The organism is Mycobacteroides sp. H003 (genome assembly GCF_001440135.1).
Taxonomy (GTDB): domain Bacteria; phylum Actinomycetota; class Actinomycetes; order Mycobacteriales; family Mycobacteriaceae; genus Mycobacterium; species Mycobacterium gwanakae.
The window spans coordinates 208,269-234,453 of the sequence record NZ_LJYL01000019.1; the positions used below are offsets into that span (position 1 = coordinate 208,269).

Genomic DNA, 26,185 nt, shown 5'->3' on the forward strand with positions numbered 1-26,185 from the left:
CTTGAGATCAAGCGAGCGGTTGCAGATCACCCAGGATCGTGGGCAGGAACTCCGCGACGGTGGGGTGGATGTGCACGGTGCGTTGAAGTGCTCGCGCGGGAACGTCGTACTGCATGGTGTCGAGCAGACAGTGCACCACCTCGTCGCCGCCCACGCCCAAGATGGTCGCACCGAGGATGAGGTCGGTATCGGCGTCCACCAAAACCTGCATATAGCCGTCGATTTCGCCCTTCTCGATGGCGCGACCCACTTGACTCATCGGCTTGCGCCCCGCAAGCACGGTGCGTCCGGAGGCACGCGCCTGCGTTTCGGTCATACCGACTCGGCCCAGCGGCGGATCGGTGTACAGGGCATAGCAGGGCAGCCGATCGGTGACTCGGCGTGGATCATCGTCGAGCAGGTTCGCGGCGACGATCTCGAAGTCGTTGTAGGAGGTGTGTGTGAACGCCCCGCGGCCGTTGCAGTCGCCCAACGCCCAGATGCCCGGCACGTTGGTGCGCAGCTGGTCATCGACCGTGATGTACCCGCGGTCGTCCGTGGCGACCCCGGCGTTCTCCAGGCCGAGGTCATCGGTGTTGGGCCGACGCCCCACGGCGACCAGCACATGGGACCCGATCACTTCGGGCGCACCCTGGGTGCAGTCGACGCCGACGCCGACCCCGTCGTCTTGACGGGAAAGGCTGATACAAGAGGCGTTGAGGCGGAAGGAGATTCCCTCACGTTCCAGGACTTCCTGGATGATCGCGGAGGCGTCGGGGTCCTCGCGTTCCACGAGGCGCGGGCCCCGGTGTACGACGGTGACCTGACTGCCGAACCTGCGGTAGATCTGCGCGAACTCCAGTCCGACGTAGCTGCCCCCGATGACGACGAGATGTTCTGGTATACCGTCGTATTCGATGAGCGAGCTGTTGGTGAACAGCGGAACATCGTCGACACCCGGCCAGTCCGGAACCACCGCACGGCCCCCGACGTTCAGGAAGACTTTGTCGGCGGTGATGATCTCGTCCCCGACGGCGAGTTCGGTGGGGGAGATGAAGTGCGCGTGCTCGTGATAGATGACGCAGCCAAGGTCCTTGAGCCACTTCTCGCCGCCGTTGCGCGAGGGCAAGATCACCGAATCCTTGCGTTCCCGCACCCGGGCCATGTCCATGCTCACCGAGCCGTCCAGGATCACTCCCCAGCGCGCCGCGTCTCGCGCCATGTGGGCGGCATGCGCGCTGGCGACCAGCGCCTTGGTGGGGCGACAGCCGGTGTTCACACAGGTGCCACCGAAGAGATGTCGTTCCACGATCGCCACCGTCATCCCCGCGTTGCCTAGGCGCGCGGCCAGAGAGGGGCCAGCTTGACCGGCGCCGACGACGACGGCGTCAAAATGTGCGCTCATCCGGCGAGCGCGACGGTGATGGCTACTGCCGCGACAACGGTGACCGCGTCCTCGGTCAGCGCGGCCGGTAGATCCTTACCGAAGACCGCGGCCAGCTGACCGCGTGCCCACGCCCCGCCTAGCGTGCCGATCACCGCGCCGAGCGCTCCGAGTAGAAGTCCGATGATGAGCCCGGGGGAGGTTCCGCCCGCCAGCGTGCCGAACACCGCCCCGTAAAAGGCGCCGAGCACCACTCTGGCCGCGAACGCGGGCGGCGCCTTGCGGCTTGGGGTCTTGGGCAGCTTGTCGTTGACGATCTCACCGACGGCCAAGACAGTGGCGACGATGGCGACGATCAGGCTTGCCAGAAAAGAAGCCCAGGTGCCCTCTAGTAGAAGGCATTTGGCAAAGGCGGCCCAGCTCAGCACGGCGAGAGGAGTCATCGCGCGCAGGCCCGCAACGATTCCGATGAGAAGGGCAGCGATATATAAACTGGTCATGGGTTCTCCCGATGCGTCAGCTGGAGCTTGATGCGCTAGAGCGTAGACCCGTGGCGCTGCGCGCGCGTCAGAACAGTGTGGGGTCGTCGAACCCTGGGGTGTGTTCGAGCTTGAGTAGTTCCCGTTTGGTCACCACGCCGCCGTATGCGGAGAAGCCATGCAGGCTGTGATCGGCGGCCAGCACGCGATGGCAGGGGACAAGTAGCGGAATCGGATTGCGGCCCAATGACTGTCCGACGGCTTGCGCTGCGCCCGGTGCACCGACGGCTGCTGCCACCTCACCGTAGCTGCGGGTCGAGCCGGGGCCGATGGCCCTTGTCACCGCGTAGACCTCGCGATCGAAATCGGTGATGCCGTCAAGGTCCAGTTGAACCCATTGCAGATCGTCGTCCTCACCGGCAAGGACACGCTTCAGGCCGTCGATCGCTTCGGCCACGAAGGGCGGCGGCGCCAGTTCACTTCCCGGTGGACGCCGGATCCTGGCCAGGGTGGCCGCATCGTCGTGCTCGGGCAGCTGTAACGCGACGATGCCGTTGTCGCTCCACGCGATGGCGCAGGCGCCAATGGCGGTGTCGAAGAAGCAATGGCCGACAGTGCTCACGCAGCCCAGTATGGCCGGACCCACCGACAGGTTGTCGCCGCCGGTGGGTCCGCGCCGTGGGGTGTCGCGACCGTCATTCCAGCGCGCGCCGCAGCTCCGCGATCACGGCAGCCTTTTCCTCGGCGCTGAGATCGGGATCGCTCGTGACGATCTCGATCTTGTGCTCGATGAACGCGCGCTCATCCGCCCTCTCCCGGTGCCGGCGACTGAGTTCTTCGAACTCCTGCCGACGGTCGGCGATGGGGCCGGTACCGGGAGGGGGAGGCGATCCGTTATCACTCATGATCGGCTGCTCCTGCTCGATCAACTCTTGACCACGAAAGAGTAATTCGGGTCCAGGAATAGTGGCGAGAATCCATGTCCGTCATTGCGAATCGTCGAGTCGGCCGCGCGCAGCAGCGCCCATTGGCCCCAGGTTCCGGCCGCATCGCGGCCCACCAGCATCGTGTTGAGGAATCCGAGCCAGCGGGTGCTGGTGTAGCTGTTCTGGAACGTCTCGACGATCGGTCCCCAGCTGCCCACCCATCCGGAGGTCTGTTCGGCGGTCGTGGATTGATAATCGAAGCGGTACACCAGATCCCAGCGGTTTGCCGCACGGTTGTGCAGCAGCACCTCGTTGCGCCACCGGTTCGGTGCGATTTCGAACGATTGATTCCAGACGAGCAGGGTCTGCAGACCCCAGCCGTGCGAGGAGGTGCTGCGCAGGTATGCCGTCAGGTTCGCGAACGGAATGTCGGTCTGCCAGTGATCCGAGCGTGCCCAGTCGAACACCTTGAAGCGGGCGATGTCCTGCGCGTGATAGGAGACGAACGCCTCGACACCCTTTTGTGCCCGGTTGGTGGCGGTCAGATACAGGTAGTCGGCCACGTTTCCGCCGGGCTGGTGTGGGCAGACGATCTCGTAGTAGAACGAGGTACCGCGGGCGAAGCGGGTGCGAAAGCTGTTCGTGTAGAACATGCCGTAGCCGACACCGCCCGGGGGCGGGGTTATCCCCGCGGCCAGTTCGGCGATGTCCGCCACCCCGGCAGCCTCGGCCAGTGTTTCCTCGGCCTCGCGGCGGGTGGCCGCCGAAAGCTTCGGATGTGATTGCAGCACAGCCAGCTTCGATGCTAGGAACGCCCGTTCTGCATAGGGGTCCTTGGCGGTCTCGGCGGTCAGCTTGCGAAATTTGCTGCGCCGGTCGGCGACCTCGCCGTCCAGGGGAGCCGGCGCGGTCACTTCCTTCTCGAGTGTTGCGGTCATGGTGTGTCCTTCGATTCCAGCCCGATGACTATCACCGGGGTGGCACCATGCTGTGGCTGAGCGGGGCCGCTCGACATGCGTAGCGGGCTACTCCATTCGCGCTTCGATCTGTGCAGGCCTGGTTGTCGGCTGTGCTACTTGGGTGCGGGAGCGATGTCCTCGCCGGGTGTGTCTGCCAGCGCCCCTTGGGGTTCGGCGCTCGCTGCGATCTCGCTGAGATCTCCCGAGGCTTCGGCGGGGGTCAGTGTGGCCTTGCGCCATGTGTACGCGACCAGTGCCACCCAGGCGATGACGATCGCCAGGTAGATGGGCGTACGTACCGAGTCGGGAGTATCGAAGTACCGCAGTAGGGTGCGGGCGTTGGTGAGCACCAGGATGCCGCCGACCGCGGTGCCGAGCACCACCGAGTTGACGCGCGAGACGAGCCAGGCCGCGATGGGCGCGGCGATCACACCGCCCAGGGCCAGCCCGGCGATCACGATCAGGTTGTTGAAGAACTCGGAGCCGAGGCCGAACAGGAAGCCGATGCTCGCCGAGACGGCGACGATGAACTCTGACGCACTCACCGAGCCGATCACCGTGCGGGGAGCGGCCTTTCCGCTAGTGAGCAAGGTGCTTGTCGTGATGGGTCCCCAGCCGCCGCCACCGGAGGCGTCGATGAATCCGCCGAAGAGGCCCAGCGGGGCCAGGAACCTCGCCGAGAACGGTGTCGTCGGCGCGTAGTTCCCACGCGGCGGGTTGGTGCTGAATCGGTAGATGAGGTAGACGCCGATGGCCAGCAGGATCCCCGCCGTGATCGGTGCCGCGGATTCTGTGGACAACCGTGACAGCACGGTGGCCCCGAGGAACGCGCCGATGCCGCCGGGTATGCCCAACCGCAGCAGGACCCGCTTGTCGACATTGCCGAACCGCCAGTGGGAGACACCCGAGGCCAGCGTCGTGGCGACCTCGGCAAAGTGCACGGCGGCACTGGCGTGGGCGGCGCCGACACCGGTAAATACCAGCAGCGTCGTGGCCGTGACCCCGAACGCCATACCGAGCGTCCCGTCGACGATCTGGGCGCCAAGACCCACGAGGGTAAAGATGAGAAGTTTGATCACGGGAGATGCTCCTGGCGGGTATTTGTGCGTCTAGCAGGAGTTTCGACAGTAGAGGTGGCAGGTTCCGAATTCGCCGGTTGTTCTTACCGTGATCGAAACCTGTGACTGTCCTGCCAGCCCACTGTGAGACCCGCAGATCCCGTCCCCGTGCGGAGCGGAAAAGGCTTAGTCCAGGTAGTCGCGCAGCACCTGTGAACGGCTCGGGTGGCGCAGCTTCGACATGGTCTTGGACTCGATCTGCCGGATGCGCTCACGGGTCACCCCGTACACCTGCCCGATCTCGTCGAGCGTGCGCGGCTGGCCGTCGGTCAGACCGAACCGCAGACGCACCACGCCGGCCTCACGCTCGGAAAGCGTCTCCAGCACCGACTGCAGCTGATCCTGCAGCAGGGTGAAGGACACCGCGTCCACCGCGACCACGGCTTCGGAATCCTCGATGAAGTCACCGAGCTGCGAGTCACCCTCGTCACCGATGGTCTGGTCCAGCGAGATGGGCTCACGCGCGTACTGCTGGATCTCCAGCACCTTCTCCGGCGTGATGTCCATTTCCTTGGCCAGCTCTTCGGGCGTGGGCTCGCGGCCCAGGTCCTGGAGCAGCTCACGCTGAATGCGGCCGAGCTTGTTGATGACCTCGACCATGTGCACCGGGATACGGATGGTGCGGGCCTGGTCGGCCATCGCGCGGGTGATGGCCTGACGGATCCACCAGGTCGCGTAGGTCGAGAACTTGTAACCCTTTGTGTAGTCGAACTTCTCGACCGCGCGGATCAGACCCAGGTTGCCTTCCTGGATGAGGTCCAGGAACGCCATGCCGCGGCCGGTGTAGCGCTTGGCCAGCGAGACCACCAGACGCAGGTTGGCCTCCAGTAGATGGTTCTTGGCGCGATCGCCGTCACGGCAGATCCAGGACATGTCACGGCGCTGTGCGGCCGGAAGCTTCTCGCCCTTTTCGGCCAGCTCGGTGACGATCTGGGTGGCGTAAAGGCCTGCCTCGATCCGCTTGGCCAGCTCAACTTCCTCTTCGGCGTTGAGCAGGGCCACCTTGCCGATCTGCTTGAGGTAGGCGCGCACCGAGTCCGCGGAAGCGGTGAGCTCGGCGTCCTTACGGGCCTGGCGCAGCGCCTCGGACTCTTCCTCGTCCCAGACGAAATCGCCTGAGGCCTTGTCCTTCTCGGAGGGCTCGTCACCTTCGGCCTCAGCCTCGGGCTCGGGATCGGCGGCAACCTCGGCGAGGTCGGCCTCGATGTCCACGTCGTCGGCGAGGTCGGGGTCCAGATCCTCGCCGGGCTCGATGTCGGCGTCCTCGGGGCTGCCCTGCGGTTCGAGGGAGGGATCGACTGCCTTGGCCGCAGCCTTCTTGGCCGGTGCCTTCTTGGCGGGGGCCTTCTTCGCGGGCGCCGCCTTCTTGGCGGGGGCCTTGGTCGCAGCCTTAGCGGGCGCCTTCTTGGCCGGCGCCTTCTTGGCCGGCGCCTTGACGGCAGCCTTCACCGGTGCCTTCTTGGCCGCTTCGGTTTCCGGAGCTGCTGCTTTCGTGGCTGCCACTGACGCCCTTTCCTGGCTGCTTCGTCGACGAGCATGGGCATGCAAAATCGAGAATTCGGCTGTCTGCTTGATGTTCGCCGCGAACGTGGGGGACCCGCGTGCGGCTAGGTGTTACATCGCTGTCTGCCATTGTAACGACAACACCGCAGAACCTGTGAAAAAGCTAAGGTGAAACGCCAGCGTGTGCGGCCATCGCCGCGCCGACGATTCCCGCCGTGTTCTGCAGAGCAGCCGCCACCACCGGGGTGCGATTGGTCAGCAGCGGCACCCATTTGTCGGCCTTGCGGCTAATGCCCCCACCCACGATGAACAGGTCGGGCCACAGTGCGTTCTCCACCGCCTCCAGGACCTTGGTGACCTCGGGCGCCCACTGCTTGTAGCTCCAGTCGTTCTTTTCCTTGACCGACGACGCGGCACGATGTTCGGCCTCCATGCCGCCGACCTCGATGTGTCCGAACTCGGTGTTGGGCAACAGGACTCCATTGTGCAGGACCGCGGATCCGATCCCGGTTCCGAACGTCAAGAGCACGACGACGCCCGACTGATCCTTGCCCGCGCCGTACCGATCCTCGGCGAGCCCGGCGGCATCGGCGTCATTGAGCACGGCAACGGTTTGGCCACCCAATTCGGCGCTAATGATGTCGTGGACGTTGACGCCCAGCCACGATTTGTCGACGTTCGCGGCGGTGCGTGCCTCGCCATGCACGATCACACCCGGGTAGGTCACACCGACGGGTCCGGTCCACGAGAAATCACGCACGACTGTGGCGATGGTCTCGGCGACAGCCTTCGGCGTGGCGGGCTGAGGAGTCGGGTACTTCACCCGCTCGCCGATCATCTCGCCGGTTGTCAGGTCCACGATCGCGCCCTTGATACCGCTGCCGCCGACGTCGATTCCGAAACCGCGCTGCTCGGACGTGCCGGCTCCCGTCGCGGGTGCGGCCAGTCCGGATTCGGTGGCGGTCATCGGCGCTCCTTGGTTCTGGGTCTGCCTGGTTCGCGGAGCGGGCCGCGAACACAGCCGGAATGCACGGAATGCGAGTGACACCCTAATGCCCCGGGGGACGCCGCGCGTGTTGCTCGCGCCTGTGCTGCGATAGACGCGTGGGAATCGAAGCGGGAGCGCTGCGTTCGGTGGCGATACGGCTGGCCTCGGAGGCCGCCGAATTCGTGCGGCATCGTCGTGGAAGCGCCGATTGGGCGACGTCCGTACGGACCAAGACCTCCGACACCGATCCGGTGACCCTGGTGGACACCGACTGCGAACGGCTGCTGCGTCGCCGGCTATCGGCGTTGCGTCCCGATGACTCCATCCTGGGGGAGGAGGACGGCGAGACCGGTGGTTCGTCGCCGGAGGCGGGCGCGGGGCACGTGCGCTGGGTGATCGATCCGATCGACGGCACGGTGAACTTCGTTTACGGCATTCCTGCCTACGCCGTGTCGGTGGCCGCACAGGTCGACGGAGTTACGGTGGCGGCTGCGGTGGCCGATATCGCGGCCGATCGCGTCTTCTCGGCGGCGTCAGGCCACGGTGCCACTGTGCGTGAGGCCAATGGCCTGCAGTGGCCGTTGGAGTGCAATCCGATCCGGGAGACGCGGCTTGCGCTGGTGGCCACGGGCTTCGCCTATTCGGCGGTGCGGCGGGAACGTCAGGCGCAGCTGGTCGCGCAGGTGTTGCCCAAGGTGCGTGACGTACGGCGGATCGGGTCGGCAGCACTGGATCTGTGTGCGGTGGCCGAGGGGCGCGTCGATGCCCAATACGAACATGGGCTGGGGCCGTGGGACTGGGCGGGAGGCGCCCTCATCGCACGCGAGGCCGGTGCCGTACTGGTGTTGCCGGGCAAGGATGCGGTGAGCGCCGACGGCGCGCTCATCTCGGCCGCGGCGCCCGGAATCGCCGAGGAGTTCGGTCATCTCCTCACCAATATCGGCGCGATGACGCCGATTCCCGGCTAACAGGTGCTCTGGCGAGCCTTGAGGATGAAATCAGAGTTGGCCTGGTTACCGGATTTGAGGCTGTTGAGCGCCGAGGTGACCGCATTGCCTGAGGCAAGCTCGGTGAACTCACTGCCAAGGGCGAGATCCACCGAATTGTCGGATCGGTTGTCCTCGATGAACTCCACACACGGCGCGACCAGCGAGAGCGTCAGCGCGTTGGCGTACCCGGACTCCCCGAAGCGGATCTGCCCGACGCAGTTCAGGCGGGATCCGCTGGGGTAGAACGGGTCGTTATCGGCGGTCGGTGAGGGGAATCCCAGGTCGCGCAGCGTGGCGGATACGTCCCCGGCCTGACCGGCCTGGCCGTTGGCGTTCAGGACGCGCGCCTTGACGTCGTTGAGCATGGCGGGGCTGGTTCCTGACAGCGAGGACCGCGACACCGGCTTACCGATGGTTCCGGATCCGGGTTCGGTCTGCTGAGCGGGCGGGTTACATGCCGTCGCCTCTTTGACCGGCGCCTCCCGGGTGAGCGCCGAGGCCCAGACGAACACGGTGACGACCAGGAGCGCTATCCCCACACATAGGGCTGGCAAATAGTTCCGGCGGCGGAACGGGCGCCCGTACTTGTCTACCGAGGTGCCCTCGGTGATGTCTGCGACCACGGATGGCACTCTAGGCCAGCGGACTTCCCGGCGACAGACGACGAAATAGACTGGGCGTCCACTACCGTGTGATGCAAATCACACAAGGAACCGACGAGATCCGGGCACTAATAGTTTGTGATGTCCGTTTCAGCCTGGTACAAAGCCTTGCTGCGCCTATGCAGAAGCTTGATGACGAGATGTTGATAAGGGGATGGACGCATGGCTACCGACTACGACGCTCCGAGGCGATCCGACGCCGACGATGTGTCAGAGGACTCGTTAGAGGAGCTCAAGGCTCGTCGTAACGAAGCACAGTCGGCGGTGGTCGATGTCGATGAGGCGGAAACCGCCGAATCGTTCGAGCTACCAGGTGCCGACCTGTCCGGCGAGGAACTTTCGGTTCGGGTCATCCCGAAGCAGGCCGACGAGTTCACGTGTTCGAGCTGCTTCCTGGTGCACCACCGCAGCCGGCTGGCCAGTGAGAAGAACGGCCAGCTGATCTGCACCGACTGCGCGGCCTGAGGTTCGGCGCTAGTCGCGGCCCAGCCGCGTACTAGCTCCGCAGGGCCGCCAGTACCCGATCGGGGTGGCGGCTGCTCACCAGCCAGTAGGGGGTGGGATCGTCGGCATCGTCGAGCACCACCAAAACCAGCGGGCCGATCCATGCCCGGTGCACGACGAAGGCCGCGGGATCGAGTTGGCGGCCGAGCGCCGCACTTTTCGCGCTAGCCGGGATAGCCGCTGACTTGGCGATGACGCTGACCGGTAAGTGGGCCGAGCCCGCGCGCAACTCTGGTGCGCCGTCCGGGCCGGTCGTCACCTCTACGCGGATCCTGCTGAACCACAACAGGACTCCCGCGACAATTGCGAACAGGATTGGGTACGGCACCCAGTTGGGCAGCTGCCGCATGCTCTGGTTGATCTCCAGCGCGAGCAGCGTTGCCGCGCCGAAGCCGGGCAGCGCCCACCACCATGGAACCCAGAGCCGCTCGGAGTAGCGGATGGGTGGCGCGTCGCTGGGGGAGTCCGTCACGCGGCCAAGGGTAGTCTGGGCGATCGTGCCCACACCTACGAGATTGGCCATCGTTCGCCTGGACCGCGAACTGCCTCTGCCCTCCCGCGCGCATGCCGATGATGCGGGAGTAGATCTCTATAGCGCCGAAGACCTGGTGATCGAACCCGGCCGCCGGGCGCTGGTGGGTACCGGTATCGCCGTGGCTATCCCATCGGGGATGGTCGGGTTGGTGCACCCCCGCTCGGGTCTGGCTGCGCGCGTGGGTCTTTCGATCGTTAACAGTCCCGGCACCATCGACGCCGGGTACCGTGGCGAGGTGAAGCTCAGCCTGATCAACCTGGACCCCGAGGCCCCGATCGTCATTGCCCGTGGCGACCGGATCGCCCAGTTGCTGGTTCAGCAGGTCGAGTTACCGGAGCTTGTTGAAGTGGATTCTTTTGACGAGGCCGGTCTGGCGGTGACCACCCGCGGCACGGGTGGGCACGGGTCCAGCGGCGGACATGCGAGTTTGTGATGGCTTTACACCGCAGTGGTGGTCTCAACGACCTGGACGATTCGGCCGACGCCTCTTCGGGGTCGGACGAATCGTTGGACGGCCCATACGAGATCGAGGATTTCGACAGCCCTGAGGACGCCGGAGTCGGACGCCTGGACCTGGGTTCGGTACTCATCCCGGTGCCCGAGGCCGGCCAGATTCAGGTCGAACTGACCGCCGCGGGCACTCCCGGCGCGGTTTTCGTGCTCACGCCCAACGGGCGCTATTCGGTGGCCGCGTACGCCGCACCGAAATCCGCCGGCCTGTGGCGCGAGATCGCGGGCGAGTTGGCTGAATCGCTCCGCAAGGAGGCCGCCGAGGTCTCCATCGCGGACGGTCCGTGGGGCCGTGAGGTCGTCGGAGTCGCCGAGGGAGGCTCCGTGCGCTTCATCGGCGTCGACGGATACCGGTGGATGATCCGCTGCGTGCTGCAGGGTCCCGCCGAGACCTTCGACGCACTGGCGCAGGAGGCCCGCGACGCGGTCGCCGATACCGTCGTCCGTCGCGATGACAGCCCGTACCCCGTGCGGACCCCACTGCCGGTCGCGCTGCCCGAACCGATGCTGGAGCAGCTGCAGGCGGCGCAGGCACAGGCGATGGCCCAGGCCGAAGCCGAGTCCGGCGCTCAGGAGCCCGCACCGCAGGACGATCCAACGCCGGCGGCCCGCCGCAGCGTCTCGGGATCGGCCATGCAGCAGCTGCGGTCCACGATCACCGGCGGCTAGTCGGGATCGAACCGGAACACCGACAGCGTTCCGGCCAGCGCCTCGAACTCATCCGGAGTTCCGTGGCGCACCAGTCCGGCGTTTCTCGCGAACCGCACGCCCACGGGAACCTTCACGGCGAATACCCGCAGCGCCCGCCGCGCTATCTCGGGCGGCACGCTGATGATCCTGACGTGCTGGACACGGTGTCGCCGGGTGAGGGTTCCTGAGCCGGCCGCGGCGGCATTACGCGGCCAATCCGAGCCCGGATAGCCCCCGACCGCGTAGAGGTGACCGTCCATCTCGAACGGTGTGATGGGTGTGGGACGGGGACGGCCCGTCGTGCGGCCGGGCACCGTCAGTACCACCGCCGGGCCGGTCGGGATGCCGATGCGGTGAAATGCCCGCACCACCTTGTTCATCGGTTTGAGCCACCGCGGCGGGATGCTGGTCATGGATGTCACCGGTTCCGCGGTGCGGACTCGGTGTGCGTGAACTCGGCCCGGAATCTGTCGGCCCAGGCGGCGAAGGTCTCCGCGGGACGCCCAAGTATCCGGTTCACCTCCTGCGTGACCACCGCCGGCACCCTGACCGTGGCGGCCTGCATCGCCAAATACGCGTCGGCGAACTCGGTCGCAAACCCCAGACCCGTGAAGTGCTGACGCACGAGATCGTCGGAAACCTGTAGGTACTCCAACGGCCGATGCAGAACATCCCCGAGTACCGCGACGAGGTCGGTGTTGGTGAATGCCTGCGGACCGGTCAGCGAAATGCGCTGCCCGACGAGATCGTCCGTGAGCAGCGCGTGGGCCGCGATCTCGGAGATGTCGCGGTCCGCGATCGGGGCACTTGAGGCGGACGCATGCGGTCCTCGGACCACGTTGCCCGCTGCGAGCTGGCCCGCCCACATCCCAAGAAAATTCGATGCAAAGATGGTTGGGCGCAAGCTCACCCACTCCACTCCGGAATCGATGGCGTACTGCTCCACCTCCTTGTTTCGGTCGCCACGGAACCGTGACGGTTGCCGGGAGAAGTCGTCGTCGCAGTTGATCGCCGAGAGGGCAACCAGGCGGGTAACTCCCTCGCGTACAGCCTGATCCACAAAATCGGCGAGATCTTCCCCAAGTGCCCGGGAATTCAGGAAGACGGCGGTGGCGCCGCTGATACCGGCGCGCGCCGACTCGATGGATTTCACCTGCGGCGAGAAATCCGCGTGCTCGGGGTGGCGGGTGACCGCGCGCACCTCGGCGCCAGCCCTTGCCAGTAGGTCCACCAGCGGGCGCCCCACATTGCCTGTTGCGCCGGTAACGAGAATTGTCATGTCGGATACTCCAATTCGGGAGGTTCGGATGGCTCTGCATGTTTCGGCCAAAGCGGCCACATGAGTACGACGGGACGCGAGCGCGGAAAGTTACTGGCGGGATCGGTAACGTTCCGGGCCGTGGAATCGTCGTAGTGACATGAGTTCCTCGTCCACGCACGACGCGCTGGTGGCCGCGGCCTGGCGCGAGCATTACCCCTACCTGGTGAATCTCGCCTATCAGATGCTCGGAGATGTCGGCGATGCCGAGGACTGCGCCCAAGAGGCGTTCGTGCGGTTGGCCCGCGCGGATGAGACGCAGATCGACGAGCCGCGCGCGTGGTTATCGGTGGTGACCGGTCGGTTGTGCCTGGACCAACTGCGTTCGGCACGTATGCGCCGCGAGCAGACCGGTATCACATCGATAGTGGAATCCGGTGCACCGCTGTATTTTTCGGTGACCGCAGATCCGGTCGACAGAGTCACTCTGGACGACGAGGTACGAGGCGCCCTCTGGGAGGTATTACGAGCGCTCAGTCCCGGCGAGCGGGTCGCGTTCGTCTTGCATGACGTATTCGGAGTCCCGTTCGAGGAGATCGCGTCTACGGTGGGCCGCCCGGTGGGCACGTGCCGTCAGCTTGCCCGGCGCGCCCGGATCAGATTCCAGCAGTCCCCATCGCGCACCGGTGATGTCACCGGTGCCGAGCACCGGGAACTGATCGAAAAGTTCGTGACCGCCTGCGCCAACGGCGATCTGTCCGGGCTGATGGGGGTGCTGGATTCCAGCGTCTGGGGGGTCGGCACCATCATCGGAGACTCCGCACCGGCGCCGCAGGTCAACCACGGACGCACCGATGTCGCCACGAATCTGCTCATGTACCTGGGTCATGGCGCCACCCTGGTGGGTGGGCCGTTCGGGCAACCAGTTCTGCTGGCCTTCATGCAGCGCAGGCTCTTCGCGGTCGTCACCTTGACGGTGCGTGACGGCCTGGTGCTCAAGATCGAGGCCACGGCCGACCCGGCGGCACGAGGACTCTGACTCAAATATCGCTCAGCGCACCGACGCAGGCCTGCCCCAGGCAGGACGGGTCCGCGCCCAGCTGATCGAGGGTGAATGTGCGCAGTGCGCCGCGCGGTGCCCAGGACGCCCAGTCCTGGCCGACCGCGAGGGGATGTATCGGATCATCGGTGGCCGCCGCCACCGCCAGCGGCACGGCCAATCCGCGGATGTCGTCGGCAGTCGGGTTCACAAAGGCCGACACCGCATCCATGGCGTTGGGCAGGCCGGGCCACTGGGCGGCCCATGAGCGGGCGAGCTCAGCGCCCAGCCAGGCGGGGCTGCTGGCCTGCATTGCGGCTGTCACCGCCGCCAACCCGTCGGCGCGCAGCGATTCCGCGGTGACCCGGGCGGACACCGAAGCAGGCGAGTTTTCCGGCTTGCCCGTCCACGCGGGCATCGCCGCCAGCACCGCCACCGTGGCCCCGGGGTTTTGCAGCGCCCACGTCAGGGCCACGGCGGTGCCGATGGACATCCCGCCGACAACGATCGGGCCTTTGCGGGCTGCCCGATCAAGTACCCGCAGGTAGCCGTTGACCAGGTCATTCGGCTCCGGACGTACCGCGATCAGGGCGGCACCCGCGTCGCTGAGCGCGGGGCCGAACGCCCGGGTGATGAAGTCGTCGTCGGAGCCGGTGCCGGGCATGAGAACCGCCATGTGGCCCTCAAGTTCGGGGGATAGGCCGCGTGCGGCAATACCGTTGATGGGCGTCACGCACCTGATCTTGCCCGGTGTGCGGGACACCCCGGGGGCCGCCTGGCATCGGGGCGTGCAAAGGTCTACCGTGGCGGTTGCACCGATGAGCTGCTTGCGCCAAAGCGGCTCCACGAGCGATCACACGATCGGGCATGTTGAGAGGCCAGGACGAGAAGTGGCTACCACAGGCGGTTATCTGCGTCGACTAACTCGTCGGCTGACAGAGGACCTGGAGCAAGTAGACGCCGAGAAAATCGGTGACGACGCCGCCGCCACCGGTGCTCAGCGCGTCATCGATTGTCAGCGGGGCCAAGAGGTCACCATGTGTGGGACGTTGCGCACGGTGGAAACCAACTCCAAGGGCTGCGTGGCCGGCGTAAAGGCCGAGCTGTTCGACGGCACCGACACCGTGACGCTGGTCTGGCTGGGCCAGCGCCGCATTCCGGGGATCGAGTCGGGCCGCACCCTGCTGGTGCGCGGCCGGCTCGGCAAGCTCGAGAACGGCGGCAAGGTGATTCACAACCCGTACTACGAGATTCAGCGCTAAGTGCCGGAGACCCCATCACACGAGCCTGAGGAAGGCTCGGCTGATTCCGACGCGCACGAGGGCCCGCATCTGAGGATCAGCGTGCCCGGGACCAAGCCCGAGGAGCCGGGAAGCTCACCGCTACACGAAATGTGGCATCAGGCCGGGGGTTGGCAGGGAATCGTCTACTCGTCGATTCCGGTCATCGTTTTCGTTGTCGCGGTCAGCGTCTCCTCGCTGATGCCCGCGATCGTCTCGGCCCTGGTCGCGGCGACCCTGATCCTGATCTGGCGCCTGATCCGGCGCGAGTCACTGCAACCGGCGTTCTCCGGGTTCATCAGCGTTGGTATCAGCGCGCTGATCGCCTACCTGCTCGGAGAAGCAAAGGGCTACTTCCTCATTGGGATCTGGGCCAACTTCTTCTGGGGCACGGTCTTCCTGGTGTCGGTCATCATTCGCCGACCGATCGTCGGCTATGCGTACAGCTGGGCGACCGGCGGTGACATGTCGTGGCGCGCCAACCGGCGCATCGTGATGGCTTTCGATATCGCCACGGTGTCGTGGATCGTGTTGTTCGCCACTCGATTTGTGGTGCAGCAGTGGCTGTACCTCGCGGGTAACACGGCCTGGCTGGGCGGCACCAAGATCGCGATGGGCTGGCCACTGACGGCCGTCGGCGCATTGATCACGCTGTTGGTGATCCGTTATGTGCGCCGCCACACCGACAACGCGCTCGAGGAATCCCCGAGCAGCCCCTAACCGAGTACGACGCGGTGGAGCTCGTCCTCGATATCCGCGGTAGCGACCAGGATCAGCTCATCGCCGCCTTCGAGGGGCTCGTCGGGCTGTACCGGAATGACCCGTGACCCGCGCAGAATCGCCACCAGCACCGCGTCGCGGGGGAGTTCCAGTTTTCGCACCGGCTTACCGGCCCACGGGGTGTCATCGGGAAGGGTGATCTCCACCAGATTGGCCTGCCCGCGCCGGAACTCCATGAGGCGCACCACGTCACCCACGGCGACGGCCTCCTCGACCAGGGAGGCCAGCATGCGCGGGGTGGACACCGCGACATCGACGCCCCAGGCATCGTCGAAGAGCCACTCGTTGCGTGGATCGTTCACGCGGGCCACCACGCGCGGTACCGCGAACTCGGTCTTGGCGAGCAGGCTCAGCACCAGATTGGCCTTGTCGTCACCGGTCGCGGCGATCACCACATCAAAGGTGTGCAGCTCTTCGGCTTCCAGCAGGCTGATCTCGCAGGCGTCACCGAGCCGCCAATGGGCCTCGGGTACCGCCTCGGGGTCGATGTGCTCGGGGTTACGTTCCAGCAGGGTGACCTCGTGCCGGCTCTCGATGAGCTCACGCGCGATCGAGCGCCCGACGGCCCCTGCGCCTCCGATAGCGACCTTCATCGGGCACCCCCGTGGTCGTCGTCGGCATCCTCGCCGGGTGGCTGCGCCGCGATCGCCATCGCCTCGGCGGCCCGTCCCGACACCGCAGAGACGTACACCTCGTCGCTGTCCTGGATGACCGTCTTGGCGTCGGGAAGCAGGCCCGTGCCGAACCGGATGATGAAGGCCGCGCGCGCACCGGTGGCAGTCTCCAGCGCCGTGATGCGCTTACCGATCCATTCTTCATGCAGAGCCAGTTCGGTGACCACGACCGAACCGGACGGATCACGCCACTTGGTGGTGTCGCTTTCCCTGGTGAGGGCGTGCAGCAGACGATCGGTCGTCCACGGCACGGTGGCGACGGTGGGGATGCCTAGCCGCTCGTAGACGGCGGCACGCTTGGCGTCGTAGATACGGGCCACCACACGCTCGACACCGAAGGTCTCACGGGCCGCCCGGGCCGAGATGATGTTCGAGTTGTCACCGGAGGAGACCGCGGCGAAGGCCTGTGCCCGCTCGATCCCTGCCCGTAATAGAACGTCGCGATCAAAACCCATGCCGACGATGCGTTCGCCGGTGAATTCGGGGCTGAGCCGGTTGAAGGCGGAGGCTTCCTTGTCGATGATCGCCACCTCGTGGCCGATTCTGGCCAGGCCTCCGGCCAGCGCGGCGCCCACGCGCCCGCAGCCCATCACCACTACTCGCACCGGAAGACCTTTCTGGGTAGGCGTTCGTCTTAGTACCAGTCGCAATACTGAACGCCGCGTCACGGCACCCGACACAGCGATGTCAAGTGAGACCGTACCGCGATTGCTCGCGTGGCCTAATGTTGGCGTTCGTGTCTACGCTTTCCAAGCTGTCGACGGCGGCTCGGCGCCTGCTAATCGGCCGACCGTTTCGTAGCGACAGCCTTGGCCATACCCTGCTGCCGAAGCGCATCGCGCTACCGGTTTTCGCCTCCGACGCGCTGTCCTCGGTGGCGTACGCGCCCGAGGAAATCTTCCTGGTGTTGTCGGTCGCGGGGATGTCCGCCTATGCGATGACGCCGTGGATCGGGCTCGCGGTCGCCGCCGTCATGATGGTGGTGGTGGCGAGTTACCGGCAGAACGTGCACGCCTACCCGTCCGGTGGTGGTGACTATGAGGTGGTCACCACCAATCTGGGGCCTACCGCGGGCCTGACAGTCGGCAGCGCCCTACTGGTGGATTACGTGTTGACCGTTGCCGTTTCCATGTCCTCGGCGATGTCGAACATCGGTTCGGCCATTCCGCTTGTCGCGCAGCACAAGGTCGCTTTCGCAGTGGTCGCCATCGTGATCCTGATGTCGATGAATCTGCGCGGAGTCCGCGAATCAGGCGCCGCGTTCGCGATTCCCACATACGCCTTCATGGTCAGCATGTACCTCATGTTGGGCTGGGGGCTGTTCCAGATCTACGTACTCGGCACTCCGCTGAAGGCGGAGTCGGCATCCTTTGAGATGCATGGCGAAGGCAGCGGCATCCTGGGCTTCGCGCTGGTCTTCCTTGTCGCGCGGGCTTTCTCGTCGGGTTGCGCGGCACTGACGGGTGTGGAAGCGATCAGCAATGGCGTGCCCGCCTTCCGGAAACCCAAGTCACGCAACGCGGCCACGACGCTGTTGCTCCTCGGCGGCATCGCCATCACCCTGTTTATGGGCATCATCCTGTTGGCCGAGCGCACCGGAGCCAAGATCGCCGAGGACCCTGCCACGCAATTGGTGGGTGCGCCAGCCAACTACCACCAAAAGACCCTGGTCGCCCAGCTGGCTGAGGCGGTGTTCGGTGACTTCCGGATCGGCTTCTTGTTCATCACCGTGGTGACGGCGCTCATCTTGGTGCTGGCCGCCAACACCGCATTCAACGGTTTCCCGGTGCTCGGATCGATTCTGGCGCAGGACCGTTACCTGCCGCGCCAGCTGCACACGCGCGGTGACCGGTTGGCGTTCTCCAACGGCATCATCTTTTTGTCGGCCGTCGCCATCCTGTTCGTGGTGGCGTTCAAGGCCGAGGTGACCGCCCTCATCCAGCTCTACATCGTCGGTGTCTTCGTGTCCTTCACGCTCAGCCAAATTGGCATGGTGCGGCACTGGACCCGGTTGCTCAAGACCGAGACCGACCCGGCGGTGCGCGGCAAGATGATCCGCTCGCGCATCATCAACACCATCGGTTTCATCATGACCGGGGCGGTGCTGCTGGTTGTCCTGGTCACCAAATTCCTTGCCGGAGCATGGATCGCCATCCTGGCGATGGGTCTGCTGTTCGTGCTCATGAAGATGATCCACAAGCACTACAACACGGTGGCGCGCGAGCTGGACAATCACGCGGGTGAGGTGGTGCTGCCCAGCCGCACCCATGCCGTCGTCCTCGTCTCCAAGGTGCATCAGCCGACGCTGCGCGCCCTGGCCTACGCGCGGGCCACTCGTCCCGACGTACTGGAAGCGGTCACCGTCAGCGTCGATGATCGAGATACCCGGGAGCTTGTCAGGGATTGGGAGACAAGCGATATCAGCACCCCGCTGAAAGTGATCGCGTCCCCGTACCGCGAAATCACCCGGCCGATCCTGGACTACGTCAAGCGCATCAGCAAGGAAGCGCCGCGCACTGTTGTCTGCATCTTCATCCCCGAGTATGTGGTGGGGCACTGGTGGGAGCAGGTGCTGCATAACCAAAGTGCGCTACGACTCAAGGGCCGCTTGCTGTTCGTCCCCAATGTCATGGTGACATCCGTTCCGTGGCAGCTTGACTCGTCCGAACGTCGCCGCGAACTCGACAGGCAGTCCGCACCCGGCGACTCGCGGCGAGGGTTCGACTCCTAGATGGCAATCGGCGAAATTCTCGAAGTCCAGACCGGCGGGCCTGCTAACGGGGGCAGCGTGGTGGCTCGGCACGACGGGCGCGTCATCTTCGTCAGATACGCGTTACCGGGCGAGCGGGTACGTGTCCAGATCACCGATGATCGGCAAGCCAGCTTCTGGCATGGCGCCGCCATTGAGGTCCTCGACCCGTCACCGCACCGCATCGACCCGATATGTCCCATCGCGCACGGTAGTGGCGAATCTGGTTGCTGTGACCTATCTTTCGTCGACCCGGTGTATCTGCGTGAACTCAAGGGCGATGTGGTGAGCCAGCAGCTGGCGCGGCTTGGCAAGTACGAGTGGCAAGGCGTGGCCGAACAGCTGGGAGATGGAGATTCCACCGGGTGGCGGACTCGGGTGCGTTTGGATGTGAATGCCCTGGGCCAGCCCGGTTTTCACCGGTATCACAGCGACGAGCTGGTGACCGACCTGCGCTGTGCCCAGGTTGTGTCGGGGTTGCTCGATGGGCTCGATGAACCGGCTCTCGGCGCGGAGGGGCCGCTGCACGCGGTGATGGACGATCAGGGGCGCCGGCATGTTCTGCGTGGGCGTTCGGTGGTCGAGGGTGAAGACGTCGCGGTTCAGAAAGTGGGGGACCGGCACTGGTTGGTGCCGGTGACGGCTTTCTGGCAGGCGCACCGCGACGCGGCGAACACCTACAGCCGGCTGGTCTCGGAATGGGCCGAGCTGGAACCGGGCATGACCGCTTGGGATTTGTACGGTGGCGTCGGGGTTTTCGCCGCGGCACTGGGAGAAGCAGTGGGAACCAAGGGGCGTGTGGTCAGCGTCGACACCTCCCGGCCGGCATTTCGCAGCGCCAAGAACGCTTTGGGAGATCTGCGACAGGTCAGCATGATCTGCGGATCGGTACGCCACGCCCTGCGTGACCTGGGTAAGGCCGATGTCGCGGTGCTGGACCCGCCCCGGGCGGGCGCCGGCCGTGACGTCATCGGGCGAATTGCCGAGGCGGGCGTACCCAGGGTTATCCATATCGGTTGTGAGGCAGCGGCATTCGCGCGCGATGTGGGTTTGTACCTGGAGCGTGGATATCAGGTGCGTGAGTTGCGGCTGTTCGATGCGTTCCCACTGACTCACCACATCGAAAGCTTTGCGCTGCTCACCCGCTGAGACAGCGGCAGGTGTAAAGATCTTATAAAGTAGGTCCCTAGGTGTGCCGGGAAGTCTGGTCGGCGGAACTTTGCCCTGCCACGAGGAACGGACACCGAGCCATGCGCCTGCGCCAACGCGTCTTCACCCGCGGATCGTGGGCGGAGTCCTCTCGGGCCGCGGAGATCCTGCGCAAGGAAACCGTCGGCGGTGTGCTGCTGGTGGTGGCCGCGATGACCGCACTGCTGTGGGCCAACTCGCCGTGGAGCTCCTGGTACTACCGGCTGGGGGCCATCACGGTCGGGCCGGAGCGCTTGCACCTGAATCTCACCCTGGCGGGCTGGGCGACCGACGGGCTGTTGGCCATTTTCTTCTTCGTTGTGGGGGTCGAACTCAAACGCGAGTTCGTGGCGGGCGATCTACGCGACCCGGGACGAGCGGCCTTGCCGATCGTCGCGGCGGTCGGCGGCATGCTCGTTCCGGCCGCCATCTATCTGGCGGTCAACGCACCGGGCGGTGGAGAGGCCGTGCGTGGCTGGGCTATACCGACCGCCACCGATATCGCCTTCGCGCTCGCTGTGCTCGCCGTGATTTCTACCCATCTGCCCTCGGCGCTGCGCACCTTCTTGCTCACCCTGGCGGTGGTTGACGACCTGCTGGCCGTCATCGTGATCGCGGTGTTCTACACCGATGAGCTGCACTGGGCGCCACTAGGCCTGGCGCTCATCCCGCTCGCGCTGTTCGCGGTGGCGGTGCAGCGCCGCCGCCGGGAATGGTGGCTGCTGGTACCGCTGGCGCTTGCGACCTGGGCGCTGGTACACGCCTCGGGGGTGCACGCGACGGTGGCGGGTGTGCTCTTGGGATTCACCGTTCCTGTCCTCAGGCGTGATGGCCGTACCGATGTACATGGGATGGCCGAGCGATTCGAGCATCGGATGCGACCGGTGTCCGCGGGTGTGGCGGTGCCGGTGTTCGCATTCTTTGCCGCGGGTGTCACCCTGGGCGGCTTCGCCGGGCTGTGGCAGGCGCTGCGGGATCCGGTGGCGCTGGGCGTGGTGCTGGGCCTGGTGGTGGGTAAACCTATTGGCATCTTCCTCACCACCTACCTGCTGGCGCGGTTCACGCGCGCGAGTCTCGACGACGACCTCAGCTGGCTCGACATCGCCGGCGTGGCGCTGCTCGCGGGCATCGGATTCACGGTGTCCCTGCTCATCGGCGAACTGGCGTTCGGCACCGGGTCGGCTGCCGAGCACGTCAAGGTCGGTGTATTAGCCGGATCGTTGACCTCGGCGGCAGTCGCCTCCGTGGTGCTGCGGCTGCGTAACCGCGCGTATCGGCGGATCGAGGCCAAGGAGACCCTTGACGCAGATCACGATGGAGTACCCGATGTTTTTGGCTCCGCTCCAAGCGACCGAATCTGAATCGCTGCGTAGACTGTCCTGATGCTTGACGACATCAGAGGACCGGGTGACCTGCAGGGTCTCTCGAAGCGAGAGCTGGACTTACTCGCCGACGAGATCCGCGAGTTCCTGATCCATAAGGTCGCCGCGACCGGCGGCCACCTTGGACCCAACCTGGGCGTCGTCGAGCTGACTCTGGCCCTGCATCGCGTCTTCGAGTCCCCGTATGACCCGATTGTCTTCGACACCGGTCATCAGGCGTACGTGCACAAGATCCTCACCGGGCGTTCTGGTGACTTCGACACGCTGCGGCAGAAGGACGGCTTGTCCGGATATCCATCGCGTGCCGAAAGCGAGCACGACTGGGTGGAATCCAGCCACGCCTCGACCGCGCTGTCGTACGCCGATGGACTCGCGAAGGCATTCGAACTGACCGGCCAGCGCCGCCGACATGTGGTCGCGGTGGTCGGCGACGGCGCGCTCACCGGCGGCATGTGCTGGGAGGCCCTGAACAACATCGCCGCCGCCGCGCATCGGCGCATCATCATCGTCGTCAACGACAACGGGCGCAGTTATGCGCCGACCATCGGTGGGCTCGCCTCGCACCTGGCGGGGCTGCGGCTCACCCCCTCGTACGAGAAGGTGCTCGACGAGAGTAAGAAGCTGCTGCGCGGCATGCCGGTGGTCGGACCGCTGGCGTATGCGTTGATGCACAGCCTCAAGGTCGGGGTCAAGGACGCGGTGTCACCGCAGGTGATGTTCACCGATCTGGGCATCAAATACGTTGGGCCCGTTGATGGCCACGACGAGCAGGCGGTGGAGGACGCGCTGCGCCGCGCCCGTGGATACGGTGGCCCGGTCATCGTGCACGTGATCACCCGCAAGGGGATGGGGTACGCGCCGGCCGAGGACGACGAGGCCGAGCAGATGCACTCCACCGGCATCATCGACCCGAAAACCGGCCGCTCCATCAAGGCGTCGGCGCCGGGCTGGACATCGGTGTTCTCCGACTCACTCATCGAGGTGGCGAGCGAACACCGCAACATCGTGGCGATCACCGCGGCCATGCCGGGCCCGACCGGGCTCAGCAAGTTCGGTGAGCGGTTTCCCGATCGGCTGTTCGACGTCGGTATCGCCGAGCAGCACGCCGTCACCTCCGCCGCCGGGCTCGCGATGGGCGGTCTGCACCCCGTGGTCGCGATCTACTCCACCTTCCTGAACCGTGCGTTCGATCAGGTGATGATGGACGTTGCGCTGCACAAGCTTCCGGTGACCTTCGTACTGGACCGGGCCGGTATCACGGGAAGCGACGGGGCCAGCCACAACGGCATGTGGGACCTGTCGATCCTGAACGTGGTGCCCGGCATGCGGGTCGCGGCGCCGCGTGATGCGTCGCGGCTGCGTGAGGAGCTGACCGAGGCGCTGGCGGTCGATGACGGACCGACCGCACTGCGGTTCCCGAAAGGCGAAGTCGCGGAGGATATCCCGGCGGTCGAGCGACGCGATGGTGTCGACATACTTGCGCGGCCGCTTAGCGGATTGCATGCCGATGTGCTGTTGGTGGCGGTCGGCTCGTTCGCCTCGACAGCGTTGGCGACGGCCGAGAGGCTCGGCAAGCAGGGAATCGGCGTGACCGTCGTCGATCCGCGCTGGGTGCTTCCGGTGCCCGGCCATGTGATCGAGCTGGCTCGCCAGCACCGGTTGGTGGTGACGCTGGAAGACAGCGGCGTGCACGGCGGAGCGGGTAGCGCGGTGACTGCGGCAATGCAGGATGCCGATGTGGATATTCCGGCCCGCAATATTGGTGTGCCGCAACAGTTCCTGGATCACGCATCGCGCGGCCAGGTCCTTGAGCAGCTCGGTTTGACCGATCAGCACATTGCCCGCAAGATCACCGGTTGGGTGGCTGCCATGAGCCGCGAGATCGGGGAGAGCACCGTGAACCCGGCCACGCAGCAGGTCGACTAACTCTGAGTCCCGCCTTTCGGCGCGTTCAGCGAGCTATCGAGATTCTGTCAAATGTGCTTGCCGGTCTTCTTGATGGCGTCTATCGCATTGGCCGTGTACAACGCCGGGTCGAGGTAGAGCTGGTACTCGTAAACATCGTTGCCGTTCTTTCTCCTTGCGGTGACACCGACGATTAGTCCCGCGAGGCCGACTCCCATGCCTAGAAACTCCTTATCGTCGTCGCGTTTGGTCGAGTTTGTGATCCAGCGCTGAACATCTTCTGGTCGGAATCCCCAGCGGTAGATCCCAGAGCGCAGCTCGGCGTGGGCATCCTCGATAGTGGCTGGCGCGCTGAACCAAACGATGAGGTCAAGTGTGTCTGCTAGATCGGTGGATGCGAACGTTATGTTCTGTGTGACAACGTTCTCCTCGGCGGAGGGCCCCAAGAAGGTGAATGTGAGTTCGGCGCCGCCGGGGGTGCCAATCATCGGCTCGCTTTTTGAACCCGCGAGTCCCACGGCTTGTCTGGTGAGTTCCCGGTTTCTTAAGTCAAACCGGGCGTGTTTACTGCGTTCGATTTCGGCGATACCGGCCTCGGTAAGCAGTGAAAATCCCTGGTCATTGACAGTAGGTCCGGTCACTTCTTTCCCTTCTCGGATCCAGCCAGCGCAACCACTGACCAGCATCGTTGTGATGAGTAGGAGGCACTGCAACTTCCTCATCGGTGGATCTCAACTTTCCAGCCGTCGATGAAGCGCTTCACGATGTCATCGATTTGGTTGCCAAGCCGCTGACTTTCCATGCGTTGATTAAAGTTCGACTCAATGATTTGGCGCGCGAGGTCCGGATTGTCACGCAGCAGGTTCTGATAAGCGGGCAGGGTGTCCTGAGTGATGAGGTTCCAGCGTTGGTCGGCGTACGAGATGTTTCCGTTGGGGAATGGTGTCTTCACTTCGATCGAGCCGGGGCCCGGCGGGTCGAATTTGAATGTCTCCGGGAACAATTCGGCGTATGAATGCGCACCCGGTATCGATGGGGCTCCCAGCATGGTCATACCCCAAGTGACCACGCCGCCTGTGCCCGGATGGTTGCGCATGCGGTCGTAGTCATCGGCGATTATGTCCCACTGCTCACGATGTAGAAGTTGCGTGTTTCCCTTGGCAATGAGCTCTGGATTCCCTGTTGCTGCTCCATCGGCGATTTCATGCCAGGCTTTTTGGGTGGGCGGGTCCAACAAACCTGCTCTGAACAATCTGTCCGTCTCGGCGGTGCCGCCGTTCAGATACGCCTCATGCATGGCGGCTTGGTCCATGAAGATTTCCTTCTGCATGGACAGCAGGGTTGTTTGGTAGAACTGCAGCTCGCTTGCAGGCATGTTCGCGAGCTGGTGGATTCTATCTTTGATCTGGTCCGGAATCCCTGGGATGTTCGGGAGGTTCGCTTCTATCTGCTTGGCCACTTGCTGCATTTGATCTAAGTCGTAGAACGCCCCGGCGAAGGACGGGCCGATCATGTTGGCCATGCCCGCCCACTGAAGCTCCGGATGGTCTAGGAACAACTTGCCGTAGTACTCGTACACCTTGCGGATGGTGTCCGCATTCGCTTGGGCGCCCTTGGAAGGATCCCATGTCGACGGGTCAATTCCCGCCGCTTCTAACGCCTCTCGTTGCCAGTATCCCTGAAGGAAATTCTTATACATGGGGTCGTTGGGGTCCAGTTGTCCCGCATCGAATGCGGCATCGAGGATTGGTTTGGCCGCATCCGGATGCTCCTTCATCCACTCCTGGAACTCTGCGGATTTGACGATCTGGGCGACTTCCTCCCGCGACTTTCCTTGCAGGGAAGGAGGTTCGTAGTCATCACCCTGGGCCTCGTCTTTTGACCAAGCCTTGATCTCGTCGAACTTGGCATCGAGGTCGAAGGACACGGCTTCGTCCGCCTCGACGAGTTTGTGCCGTCCGTCCTCAACGAGTGCTTGATGATGATCGCGGCGTGCGGGCGCGTTCTTGTCATTGGCCTGCGCCGCTGACAGGGAAACCTTCCACGCATCGGAAACCTCGAACTGCTCGTGTAGCGCGTCATCCACGCGGGCCAAAGCCACGTTGCGGGCATCGCCCATGCGGGTCGCCCCCGCCCGTAACGACGCGACACCGGCATCAATCGCCTTGGCGATCCGCATGCCCATTGAGTGTTCTTTTTGTGCGGCCGCCAGACGGGCGTCGGCCTCCTTGCCACTGCCTCGGCTGTGCTCTTCCTCGGCTTCGCGCAGGGCCTTATCGAGTTGGCCTTCGTAGCTGGTGTTTCCGTTTTCGAGTCCGGTGGCTAACTTGTCCAGAAACGACGGGTCCCATGCGCGCGCTTGCGAAACGGTAAGGCTCATCGTTGTGCTGCCCCGCGTATTGCCGCGGTGTTGGCACCTTCCAAGCTTTCGAAGTTGGTGGCGTTTGCACGTGTGGTCGTGGCCATTGATTGCAGTTTCTTCGCGATGCCTTCGTACGCCTCTCGTACGGGTTGTGTCGTCGCTGCTGCCGTTACACCAGCTTTACTGCCTGGTAGGGCGCCGGTGGCGCCGGAAGCGTCGTACTGCCCAGCGATGTAGGTGATGTTGCCGGCGATCTCATCGAACCGTGTTGCCAGATCGCGCAAGCTCTCCGGGTTCGTGCGCAGAGTCATGGGTGTTCTCCTGGCCGGGACATAAGTCGTT

Annotated in this window: 29 protein-coding genes; 11 read left to right on the plus strand and 18 right to left on the minus strand. The window is 64.9% G+C overall.

Annotated elements, in window-relative coordinates:
• Window positions 1-7 precede the first annotated feature (7 nt).
• The 8 genes from AOT87_RS13735 to ppgK all read right to left on the minus strand — a co-directional run bounded on the left by AOT87_RS13735 (window position 8) and on the right by ppgK (window position 7,315).
• Window positions 8-1,384 (minus strand): FAD-containing oxidoreductase, encoded by a 1,377-nt coding sequence (locus tag AOT87_RS13735; RefSeq protein WP_057966734.1) that lies wholly within the window; start codon window positions 1,382-1,384, stop codon window positions 8-10.
• Window positions 1,381-1,863: a hypothetical protein gene (locus AOT87_RS13740; protein ID WP_057966090.1), complete on the minus strand. Its 483-nt coding sequence runs from the start codon at window positions 1,861-1,863 to the stop codon at window positions 1,381-1,383. The genes AOT87_RS13735 and AOT87_RS13740 overlap by 4 nt, the downstream gene beginning before the upstream one ends.
• 67 nt (window positions 1,864-1,930) lie before the next feature.
• Window positions 1,931-2,488: a methylated-DNA--[protein]-cysteine S-methyltransferase gene (locus tag AOT87_RS13745; RefSeq protein WP_057966733.1), complete on the minus strand. Its 558-nt coding sequence runs from the start codon at window positions 2,486-2,488 to the stop codon at window positions 1,931-1,933.
• A 49-nt stretch (window positions 2,489-2,537) separates the two neighbouring features.
• Window positions 2,538-2,747 carry a hypothetical protein gene (locus AOT87_RS13750; protein WP_057966745.1) on the minus strand — a complete coding sequence of 70 codons (210 nt, stop codon included), beginning with the start codon at window positions 2,745-2,747 and terminating at the stop codon, window positions 2,538-2,540.
• A 20-nt stretch (window positions 2,748-2,767) separates the two neighbouring features.
• Window positions 2,768-3,706 carry a hypothetical protein gene (locus AOT87_RS13755; protein ID WP_057966732.1) on the minus strand — a complete coding sequence of 313 codons (939 nt, stop codon included), beginning with the start codon at window positions 3,704-3,706 and terminating at the stop codon, window positions 2,768-2,770.
• A gap of 134 nt (window positions 3,707-3,840) precedes the next feature.
• A complete protein-coding gene (locus AOT87_RS13760) occupies window positions 3,841-4,806 on the minus strand; it encodes a sulfite exporter TauE/SafE family protein (RefSeq protein ID WP_057966731.1) in 966 nt (321 codons plus the stop codon).
• A gap of 165 nt (window positions 4,807-4,971) precedes the next feature.
• Window positions 4,972-6,393, minus strand: a complete 1,422-nt coding sequence (locus AOT87_RS13765; RefSeq protein ID WP_078322134.1) for an RNA polymerase sigma factor — start codon at window positions 6,391-6,393, stop codon at window positions 4,972-4,974.
• A 118-nt stretch (window positions 6,394-6,511) separates the two neighbouring features.
• Window positions 6,512-7,315, minus strand: a complete 804-nt coding sequence (gene ppgK, locus AOT87_RS13770) for a polyphosphate--glucose phosphotransferase (RefSeq protein WP_030093784.1) — start codon at window positions 7,313-7,315, stop codon at window positions 6,512-6,514.
• A 158-nt stretch (window positions 7,316-7,473) separates the two neighbouring features.
• On the opposite strand from ppgK, the gene AOT87_RS13775 reads away from it, so the two are divergent.
• A complete protein-coding gene (locus AOT87_RS13775) occupies window positions 7,474-8,304 on the plus strand; it encodes an inositol monophosphatase family protein (RefSeq protein WP_057966744.1) in 831 nt (276 codons plus the stop codon).
• Here AOT87_RS13775 and cei read toward each other — a convergent pair.
• On the minus strand, window positions 8,301-8,948 hold the full coding sequence (gene cei / locus AOT87_RS13780; protein ID WP_030093782.1) for an envelope integrity protein Cei: 648 nt from the start codon (window positions 8,946-8,948) through the stop codon (window positions 8,301-8,303). The genes AOT87_RS13775 and cei overlap by 4 nt on opposite strands.
• A gap of 201 nt (window positions 8,949-9,149) precedes the next feature.
• Here cei and AOT87_RS13785 point away from each other — a divergent pair, with 201 nt between their 5' ends.
• Window positions 9,150-9,452 carry a DUF4193 domain-containing protein gene (locus AOT87_RS13785; RefSeq protein ID WP_005057245.1) on the plus strand — a complete coding sequence of 101 codons (303 nt, stop codon included), beginning with the start codon at window positions 9,150-9,152 and terminating at the stop codon, window positions 9,450-9,452.
• Window positions 9,453-9,483: 31 nt separating this feature from the next.
• On the opposite strand, the gene AOT87_RS13790 is transcribed toward AOT87_RS13785, so the two are convergent.
• Window positions 9,484-9,996 (minus strand): DUF3093 domain-containing protein, encoded by a 513-nt coding sequence (locus tag AOT87_RS13790; protein WP_030093781.1) that lies wholly within the window; start codon window positions 9,994-9,996, stop codon window positions 9,484-9,486.
• A gap of 10 nt (window positions 9,997-10,006) precedes the next feature.
• On the opposite strand from AOT87_RS13790, the gene dut reads away from it, so the two are divergent.
• Complete coding sequence (gene dut, locus AOT87_RS13795) at window positions 10,007-10,459, plus strand: dUTP diphosphatase (RefSeq protein WP_030093780.1); 453 nt, start codon at window positions 10,007-10,009, stop codon at window positions 10,457-10,459.
• Window positions 10,459-11,205, plus strand: a complete 747-nt coding sequence (locus AOT87_RS13800) for a DUF3710 domain-containing protein (RefSeq protein WP_030093779.1) — start codon at window positions 10,459-10,461, stop codon at window positions 11,203-11,205. The genes dut and AOT87_RS13800 overlap by 1 nt, the downstream gene beginning before the upstream one ends.
• Here AOT87_RS13800 and AOT87_RS13805 read toward each other — a convergent pair.
• Together AOT87_RS13805 and AOT87_RS13810 are read right to left on the minus strand one after the other, a co-directional pair.
• Window positions 11,202-11,606, minus strand: a complete 405-nt coding sequence (locus AOT87_RS13805; RefSeq protein ID WP_078322207.1) for a nitroreductase/quinone reductase family protein — start codon at window positions 11,604-11,606, stop codon at window positions 11,202-11,204. The two genes, AOT87_RS13800 and AOT87_RS13805, sit on opposite strands and share 4 nt — an antisense overlap.
• 38 nt (window positions 11,607-11,644) lie before the next feature.
• A complete protein-coding gene (locus AOT87_RS13810) occupies window positions 11,645-12,505 on the minus strand; it encodes an NAD(P)H-binding protein (RefSeq protein WP_057966729.1) in 861 nt (286 codons plus the stop codon).
• Between the two features lie 139 nt (window positions 12,506-12,644).
• Between AOT87_RS13810 and sigI the strand changes: the two genes are divergently transcribed.
• Entirely contained in the window at window positions 12,645-13,523 is an 879-nt protein-coding gene (gene sigI, locus AOT87_RS13815) for an RNA polymerase sigma factor SigI (RefSeq protein WP_057966728.1), read from the plus strand.
• Between the two features lies 1 nt (window position 13,524).
• Here sigI and AOT87_RS13820 read toward each other — a convergent pair whose 3' ends face one another.
• Window positions 13,525-14,187, minus strand: a complete 663-nt coding sequence (locus tag AOT87_RS13820) for a hypothetical protein (protein ID WP_057966742.1) — start codon at window positions 14,185-14,187, stop codon at window positions 13,525-13,527.
• 226 nt (window positions 14,188-14,413) lie between these two features.
• Between AOT87_RS13820 and AOT87_RS13825 the strand changes: the two genes are divergently transcribed.
• Window positions 14,414-14,785 (plus strand): OB-fold nucleic acid binding domain-containing protein, encoded by a 372-nt coding sequence (locus AOT87_RS13825; protein WP_030093774.1) that lies wholly within the window; start codon window positions 14,414-14,416, stop codon window positions 14,783-14,785.
• Complete coding sequence (locus AOT87_RS13830) at window positions 14,786-15,523, plus strand: DUF3159 domain-containing protein (protein ID WP_057966727.1); 738 nt, start codon at window positions 14,786-14,788, stop codon at window positions 15,521-15,523.
• On the opposite strand, the gene AOT87_RS13835 is transcribed toward AOT87_RS13830, so the two are convergent.
• Both AOT87_RS13835 and AOT87_RS13840 read right to left on the minus strand, forming a co-directional pair.
• Window positions 15,520-16,176, minus strand: a complete 657-nt coding sequence (locus AOT87_RS13835; protein ID WP_030093772.1) for a TrkA family potassium uptake protein — start codon at window positions 16,174-16,176, stop codon at window positions 15,520-15,522. The genes AOT87_RS13830 and AOT87_RS13835 overlap by 4 nt on opposite strands.
• Window positions 16,173-16,862 carry a TrkA family potassium uptake protein gene (locus AOT87_RS13840; protein ID WP_030093771.1) on the minus strand — a complete coding sequence of 230 codons (690 nt, stop codon included), beginning with the start codon at window positions 16,860-16,862 and terminating at the stop codon, window positions 16,173-16,175. The genes AOT87_RS13835 and AOT87_RS13840 overlap by 4 nt, the downstream gene beginning before the upstream one ends.
• A gap of 131 nt (window positions 16,863-16,993) precedes the next feature.
• Here AOT87_RS13840 and AOT87_RS13845 point away from each other — a divergent pair, with 131 nt between their 5' ends.
• The 4 genes from AOT87_RS13845 to dxs all read left to right on the plus strand — a co-directional run bounded on the left by AOT87_RS13845 (window position 16,994) and on the right by dxs (window position 23,502).
• Window positions 16,994-18,988, plus strand: coding sequence for an APC family permease (locus tag AOT87_RS13845; RefSeq protein ID WP_198528394.1), 1,995 nt, complete (start codon window positions 16,994-16,996; stop codon window positions 18,986-18,988).
• Entirely contained in the window at window positions 18,989-20,155 is a 1,167-nt protein-coding gene (locus tag AOT87_RS13850) for a TRAM domain-containing protein (protein ID WP_057966725.1), read from the plus strand.
• A gap of 101 nt (window positions 20,156-20,256) precedes the next feature.
• Window positions 20,257-21,555 (plus strand): Na+/H+ antiporter NhaA, encoded by a 1,299-nt coding sequence (nhaA, locus tag AOT87_RS13855; protein ID WP_057966724.1) that lies wholly within the window; start codon window positions 20,257-20,259, stop codon window positions 21,553-21,555.
• Window positions 21,556-21,576: 21 nt separating this feature from the next.
• Window positions 21,577-23,502 (plus strand): 1-deoxy-D-xylulose-5-phosphate synthase, encoded by a 1,926-nt coding sequence (gene dxs, locus AOT87_RS13860; RefSeq protein ID WP_057966723.1) that lies wholly within the window; start codon window positions 21,577-21,579, stop codon window positions 23,500-23,502.
• A 47-nt stretch (window positions 23,503-23,549) separates the two neighbouring features.
• Here the strand turns inward: dxs and AOT87_RS13865 are convergent, their stop codons facing one another.
• The 3 genes from AOT87_RS13865 to AOT87_RS13875 are packed head-to-tail and all read right to left on the minus strand — an operon-like array spanning window position 23,550 to window position 26,154.
• Window positions 23,550-24,203, minus strand: coding sequence for a hypothetical protein (locus tag AOT87_RS13865; RefSeq protein WP_057969615.1), 654 nt, complete (start codon window positions 24,201-24,203; stop codon window positions 23,550-23,552).
• On the minus strand, window positions 24,200-25,861 hold the full coding sequence (locus tag AOT87_RS13870; RefSeq protein WP_052740243.1) for a hypothetical protein: 1,662 nt from the start codon (window positions 25,859-25,861) through the stop codon (window positions 24,200-24,202). The genes AOT87_RS13865 and AOT87_RS13870 overlap by 4 nt, the downstream gene beginning before the upstream one ends.
• Window positions 25,858-26,154: a hypothetical protein gene (locus AOT87_RS13875; RefSeq protein ID WP_057969616.1), complete on the minus strand. Its 297-nt coding sequence runs from the start codon at window positions 26,152-26,154 to the stop codon at window positions 25,858-25,860. The genes AOT87_RS13870 and AOT87_RS13875 overlap by 4 nt, the downstream gene beginning before the upstream one ends.
• Window positions 26,155-26,185: the final 31 nt, after the last annotated feature.